Source organism: Streptomyces sp. NPDC048496 (assembly GCF_043200055.1).
In the GTDB taxonomy this organism is placed as follows: Bacteria; Actinomycetota; Actinomycetes; order Streptomycetales; family Streptomycetaceae; genus Streptomyces.
Genome location: NZ_JBICXB010000103.1, coordinates 1 through 6,450, shown reverse-complemented (window position 1 = coordinate 6,450; position 6,450 = coordinate 1). Strand labels below are relative to the sequence as shown.

The following is a 6,450-nucleotide window of genomic DNA, read 5'->3' as shown; positions in this document are numbered from 1 at the left end:
CGGACGCGCTGGCTTCCGCCTCCTCCGCCACCGCATCCTCCTCAACTGATCCACACCGAGGCGCGATCAACGGCTACGAAAATCTTGTCAGAGCCAAACTATAACGGCGGATCTGCCGATCAAGGAAGAGACGCCAAGTGACCGTGCAGAGTGTGGAGTTGGAGTCGATCGAGGCCGCTGGTCCGGCGGTGTCCGGAGGGGTGCCGGATGACGAGCTGATCTCGATGCTGGTGGACCGGGCCCGGTCGGAGGGCCTGCAGTTGACCGGGGAGGGCGGGCTGCTGCAGCAGCTGACGAAGCGGGTGCTGGAATCCGCCTTGGAGGGCGAGATCACTGATCACCTCGGCTACGACAAGCATGAGGCGGCCGGGAAGAACAGCGGCAACAGCCGCAATGGCACCCGCGCCAAGACGGTGCTGACCGACGTCGGCCCGGTCGAGGTCAAGGTTCCGCGTGACGTGGCCGGCACCTTCGAGCCGCAGATCGTCAAGAAGCGCCAGCGGCGCCTTCTCTGGGGGCCAGCCCGGTGTGGTGTGACGTTGTGCGGGGGCAGTAAGTTGATCTTCTGAGGATCGTTCTCGGGGGGTGTGGCTCTGTGGCGGGTTGTTGCATCAACCGTCAGATCATGGAGTTGCATTGCGTGCCTTTCCTGTGGATTTGCCGTCGGGCGTTCGGTACTGGACGGTCGTCGACGACGACTTCGAGGTGGTGTGGGTCGCAGATCAGTGGCTGCGGTTCCTGCGATTCGGTCGTAGCAGGGCCGAGCTGACGACGAAGGCGTACGCCGAGGGCGTGGCGTTGTACCTGCTGTGGTGCCGGATCACGGGGCGGCAATGGCCCCAAGCGGCCCGGGACATGGACCTGTTCATGGTCTGGCTGAAGTACACGCCGTCGACACCGGACGGTGAACCAGCTCCGGTGGTGCTGGGGCCCGGGGCCGAGCCGGCCCGGAGGGAACGGCGGATCAACGGGGTGCTGACCGCCGTGCGTGGGCTGCTGTCGTACGCCGTGTCGGTGGGCGAGGCGCCCCGGTCGGTGCTCGGGCAGATATACGAGCTGGCCGACAGCCGGGACCTGCCGGTGGAGGCCCAGGTCGAGGACGCTGGCCTGTCCTACCGGCTGCGGGCGGTCCACCGGGTGCAGGAGCCGGAGGCGGAGGTGGACCGGGCCACCGACGACGAGCTGGTGGCGATGTTCCTGGAGTGCCGCAACGCCCGGGACCGGCTGATCGTGCTGCTGCTCGGCCGGGTCGGGCTGCGCCGTGGCCAGGCGGCCGGACTGCACCGCAGCGACTGCCACCTGCTGCCTGACTCACGGGCACTCGGCTGCGATTATGAGGGCGCCCACGTGCACGTCCGGCGCCGCGACAACAGCAACCGGGCGTGGTCGAAGTCGAAGGAGGCGTGGACGCAGCCGCTGGACTTCCTGGTGGTCCAGGCTTTCGACCAGTACATCGACGAGCGCCACGAGATCCTCGGGGCGGGCGGCAGTGACTTCCTGCTGGTGAACCTGTTCCGCGAGCCGCTGGGGGCGCCGATGACGCCGGACGCGCTGGGCGAGTTGTTCGAGCGCCTGGGCCAGCGGGCCAAGCTGTCGCGGAAGGTCGGCCCCCACATGGCCCGCCGCGCCTTCGGCAGCAACGTCTCGGACGCCGGCGGGTCGCTGGACGAGGTACAGGCCCTGCTCGGTCAGACACACCCGGAGTCACCCAGGCCCTACCTGATTCCTGACCGGGCACGATTGCGCGAAGCGATCGAGCGTGTCCCCTCCCCGCGGGCCCTGCACGGGACGGGGGAGAAGTGACCGTGACGCCGTTGCCGCTGGCCCAGGAGCTGCAGGACCTGCGGACCGCGGAGATCATCGCCGCACTGGATGCCGACTTCCTGAGCCTGGTGAGCTGGGACTGGAACATGAGGGTCGTCCGCTATCCCAAGAGCCATCCTGTGCTGGGCATGCCGGACTGCGAGATCCCCAGCTGCACAAAGGGCACCCCGCTCGGTGAACCGGTATGCATCGGCTGCCGGAACCGGTGGCGGCAGTCCGGGCTGACCTTCGAGGATTTCGCCGCCGCACCAAGGCCGGGCACGTATCACCGCTCCGACGGACAGACCCTCTGCCTCGTCTCGGGATGCCAGCGGCCGCCCCGACTGGTGACACACGGACTCTGCACAACCCACGGGAGCCGGTGGCTGACGTCATCCGAGCCGACCGTGGAGGACTTTCTCCAGAACGCCCCGCAGAAGGGGCTGCCCGGGCTCGGCCACTGCCAGGTTGCCGCCTGCTACCGGCTGCGCGGCTCGGAGCGGACCATCTACTGCGAGGTCCACCGCGGACGGCTCAACCGCGAACGGCGCCTGGGCACCTTCTGCGGCGACGAGGAGCGGTGGCGACTGACGACACCGGCAGTGGCCGTCAACCGCGAGGCAAGCCTCCGCGGGCTGCCCGACCGGCTGGTCGCCGAACTCCTCTACTGCCTGCAGGTCCGCACCGCCCGGGAAGTGAAGACCCGCGACCACCGGATCCGGCACATCAGCGACCAGCTGCGTCTCCTCCAGGTCCCCAGCCTGGAAACACTCGAAGACGCCGACCTGGTCCGCGCGGGGCTGGTCGACGACCTGAGAATGATCATCAGAGGCGCCCAGACCTCCCTGCGCAGGCTGGGGGCGACTCCGGAGACCGAACGCCTCAAGGACATCTGGGACCTGTTCGTCTTCGGCCACCACGGCACCCTCAACTTCAGCCGGATCCATCAGCGACCGCTCCGCGAGGCGGTCAAGATCTGGGCCTACGACGAACTCCCTCGGCGACGCGGCCGGAACGTCGCCGGCTCCATGCAGAACATGATCCGCGGCATGGAACAGCTCTCGGAGAGCCTGCGCCTGCAACGAGACGACGAAGGACATCAACTCCGGCTCCTGAGCCGCACGGACATGGTCAGTTTCTGCAACCGGATCGCGTTCCTCGCCGAAACCGGTGTCTTCGGGGCTCACCACCGGGTCAACGTGATCCGCTACGTCCGCAACATCGTGAACCGGATCCGCGTCATGGGCCTCACCGGCTCCGGCCAGGTGCTGGAGGGCCTGCCGGCCGATTTCGCACTGTCCGTGCAAGACATCCCGGACGAGCCCGAAGACACCGAGGCCGGACGGGACCTGCCGGACGAGGTGATGCGGGAACTCTGCGCCAACCTCGACCTGCTCGAGAAGATCAGCAACCGCGAGTTCCGCGTCGCGACCGAGCTGCTGATCGACACCGGGCGACGGCCCGACGAGATCAGCACGCTGCCGTTCGAGTGCCTGGAGAGGGATCCGGACGGCACCCTCGTCCTGCTCTACGACAACTCCAAGAACTACCGGCTGGGCCGTCGCCTGCCGATCGCGAAGGCGACCGCCGCTGTGATCACGCAACAGCAGGAACGGGTACGGGAGCGGTTCCCCGACACCCCGTCCGGCAAGCTCAAGTTGCTGCCGAGTCCGGTGGCCAACCCCGAGGGGACGAAGCCGATCGGCTCGATCGGCGACACTCACCGAGCGTGGGTCGATGCCCTGTCCGACATCATGATGCCGGTCGTGGTGGAGGCCGACGGGCAGTTGGTGACGAAGATGCTGCCGTTCGACAAGTCCAGGATCTTCCCTTATGCCTACCGGCACTCCTTCGCCCAGCGGCACGCGGACGCCAACGTCGCCCCGGACGTGCTCATGGATTTGATGGATCATCGTGAACTCTCCACAACTCAGGGCTACTACCGGGTCAGCCAGGAACGACGGCGCGAGGCCGTCGACCGGGTCACCGCCCTGCAGTTCGACCGTCGAGGCAACCGCGTCTGGCGCAAAGCCCAGGCGATGCTGGACTCCGAACACGTCCGGCGGGCCATCGGGGAAGTCGCCACGGCCTACGGAATCTGCCTGGAACCGCACAACGTCGCAGCGGGCGGGCAGAGTTGCCCGCTTCGCTTCCGCTGCGTCGGCTGCGACCACTTCCGCACCGACGTCTCCTACCTTCCCGACCTGGAGCGCTACCTCTCTGATCTGCTCCGCAGCCGCGAGCGGCTCATGTCGACGTTCGAGGCCGACGACTGGGCCCGCAGCGAGGCCATACCCTCCGAAGAGGAGATCCGCCGCGTCCGCCGCCTGATCAACCGGGTCAAGGCGGACCTGGACGACCTGTCAGAAGAAGAACGCGCACAGATCGAGGAAGCCGTCGCCGTGGTCCGCCGCGGCCGCGTGGTGAGCCTGGGCATGCCCCGTGTCGGCCAGCCACTTCCCGATGTCAGACCCTGGAGGCTGCCGTGATCCCCGCCATGCGTGACGGCCGCCAGGCCGACACCGAGCGCCGCCGCCAGCGGGTGGCAACCGCGGTCAAGAACGCCGCGAAGAACGGCACCCCGATCAGCTTCTCGGCCATCGCCCGGCAAGCCGGAGTAGACCGCAGCTTCCTCTACCGCCACCGCGACCTGCTCGAAATCGTCCACGCCGCCGAACTCGAACCGGCAGCCCAGGACCCGGCCGGCGGATCACCGGTGAGCCGGGCCTCGCTCCAGGCCGACCTCGCCAACGCCCAGGCCCGCAACACCCGCCTGGCCGCCCGCATCCAGCAGCTGGAGAAGCGACTGTCACAAGCGCTGGGTGCTCAGGCATGGCAGGAGTCAGGGCTCGGAGCCCCAGCGGACATCGACGAGCTCCAGCGGAAGATCACGAGGCTGGAGCAGCACAACGTCGAACTGACCTCCGCGTTGGAGGAGGCCCGATCCGATCTCGATGCCGCCAGGGAGGCCAACCGGGACCTGACCAGAGCACTGAACCAACGCGGCTGACCATCCACGGGCGGCCGCTGTCAGTGCTGGTTGAGAGCATCAGCGGCATGACACCGTTTCTTCTCACCGACATCGAGCGAGCTGTTCGCAGCAGCTGGAGTGCCGACACATGCACGCCCGGGTTCCGGCCACGCTGGAGCCCAGACAACCCGGCCCGGGACCAGTGCGGTGTCACGGCCATGGTGCTGAATGACCTCTTGGGAGGGGAGCTGATCCGCGGGGAAGTCCACGTGAACGGAGAGCGCGTGGACTACCACTGGTGGAACCGCCTTGGCATGGGCGTCGAGATCGACCTCACCCGGGAGCAGTTCCGGCCGGAGGAGATCGTCACCGGAGGCATCGTCATTCCCCGCCCTCCCATCACCGAGTGGCGCAGGCTCCGCGAGGAGTACGAACTCCTCCGCGATCGTGTCATGGAGAAGCTCGATCAAGGACACGAAACGGTCTCCGCGTCGCCAGCTTGTTGACGGAGCGCAGTCCTATCGCCTTGCGCTGCCGAGGCGATAGGAGCGGGTGCCGATCTCGGTGACGCCCCAGACGTCAGGGAGCGAGGCGGTCCAGTTCATCAGCGATCGCCTCGCGCACCGCGTCGTGCTGCGGGCCGAGCACATACTGCTCGTCATGCCACCGCTCACGCGGATACAGCCACACCGGTCGGCCCACAAGATCGGCGGGCTCCCAGTCGAAGCGCGGCCACACATGCGCATGCAGGAACGGATCGGTGTTCCCCAGGATCTCCAGATTCACCCGTCGGAAAGCCGGGTCCAGCCTCCGGCAAGCGCGCTCGACGGCCTCGCCCAGCTTGTCCATGTCGGAGAGAAACGTCAGGCGCTTGCCCTTCGGAAGCTCCGACAGCCGCTCCACCGAGGGATCGTCGACCAGGAGCACCGAGTATCCCGGCAGAAACTGAACGTCCCCGAACACGGCGAATCCCGCTTCCAACTTCCGGAGCACCGCAGGGTTTTCACCCCGAAGGGCACTGCCGATCCGGTCCTTCCGCCAGTCATCACTCATGATCGGCGACCCTACCCAACATCAAGTAGCGCCACAGGTGTTGCACACGATAATGTCGATCACACCGGCGCTGAGCTGCACAAAATGGTCTCCACTCGCCTCGCGCCACACGGCTACCCCCAGAGAAGGCGGCTGACCGGCGTCGATGAGATGGTGCTGTCCTTGTCCGCCAAGGGCCTCACGCACGGAGAGATTTCGGCCCACCTGGCCGAGGTCTACGGGGCCGAGGTATCCAAGCAGACGATCTCGAACATCACCGACAAAGTCATGGAGGGCATGGCCGAGTGGCAGAACCGGCCTCTCGACCGTGTCTACCCGGTCCTGTTCGTGGACGCCATCAACGTCAAGATCCGGGACGGGCAGGTCGCGAACCGTCCGATCTACGTGGTCATGGGTGTGACGGTCGAGGGGCACCGTGACATCCTCGGGATCTGGGCCGGCGACGGCGGTGAGGGCGCCAAGCACTGGCTGCGTGTCTTCACCGAGGTCAAGAACCGCGGAGTGGAAGACGTGCTCATGCTCGTCTGCGACTGTGAGGATGATCGGGTGCCGCTCCGGGCGGTGGCTTGACTCGCAACGTGACTGGCCGTGTGCCTTGGCATTGATCTGTCGGCTGCCTGCTC

5 protein-coding genes and 2 pseudogenes are annotated in these 6,450 nt (G+C 67.1%); 6 read left to right on the top strand and 1 reads right to left on the bottom strand.

The annotated features are described in order from the left end of the window. Positions 1-224: 224 nt before the first annotated feature. The 5 genes and pseudogenes from ACGFSA_RS34550 to ACGFSA_RS34530 all read left to right on the top strand — a co-directional run. A pseudogene (locus ACGFSA_RS34550) lies at positions 225-509 on the top strand (transposase); the annotation flags it as partial. A gap of 142 nt (positions 510-651) precedes the next feature. Further along, positions 652-1,803 (top strand): tyrosine-type recombinase/integrase, encoded by a 1,152-nt coding sequence (locus ACGFSA_RS34545; RefSeq protein ID WP_393310054.1) that lies wholly within the window; start codon positions 652-654, stop codon positions 1,801-1,803. A gap of 2 nt (positions 1,804-1,805) precedes the next feature. Next, positions 1,806-4,292: a tyrosine-type recombinase/integrase gene (locus tag ACGFSA_RS34540; RefSeq protein WP_393310050.1), complete on the top strand. Its 2,487-nt coding sequence runs from the start codon at positions 1,806-1,808 to the stop codon at positions 4,290-4,292. After that, positions 4,289-4,813, top strand: a complete 525-nt coding sequence (locus tag ACGFSA_RS34535; protein WP_393310048.1) for a DUF6262 family protein — start codon at positions 4,289-4,291, stop codon at positions 4,811-4,813. The genes ACGFSA_RS34540 and ACGFSA_RS34535 overlap by 4 nt, the downstream gene beginning before the upstream one ends. A 47-nt stretch (positions 4,814-4,860) precedes the next feature. Beyond that, entirely contained in the window at positions 4,861-5,280 is a 420-nt protein-coding gene (locus tag ACGFSA_RS34530; protein ID WP_393310052.1) for a hypothetical protein, read from the top strand. A 73-nt stretch (positions 5,281-5,353) separates the two neighbouring features. On the opposite strand, the gene ACGFSA_RS34525 is transcribed toward ACGFSA_RS34530, so the two are convergent. Continuing rightward, entirely contained in the window at positions 5,354-5,827 is a 474-nt protein-coding gene (locus ACGFSA_RS34525; protein ID WP_393310046.1) for a diadenosine tetraphosphate hydrolase, read from the bottom strand. 120 nt (positions 5,828-5,947) lie between these two features. Between ACGFSA_RS34525 and ACGFSA_RS34520 the strand changes: the two are divergent. Further along, positions 5,948-6,358, top strand: a pseudogene (locus ACGFSA_RS34520) (transposase); the annotation flags it as partial. Positions 6,359-6,450: the final 92 nt, after the last annotated feature.

What these genes read in the sequence shown, in the direction of transcription:
- ACGFSA_RS34525 (WP_393310046.1), bottom strand. Translation starts at nt 5,827, where the DNA reads ATGAGTGATGACTGGCGGAAGGACCGGATCGGCAGTGCCCTTCGGGGT.
- ACGFSA_RS34530 (WP_393310052.1), top strand. Translation starts at nt 4,861, where the DNA reads ATGACACCGTTTCTTCTCACCGACATCGAGCGAGCTGTTCGCAGCAGC.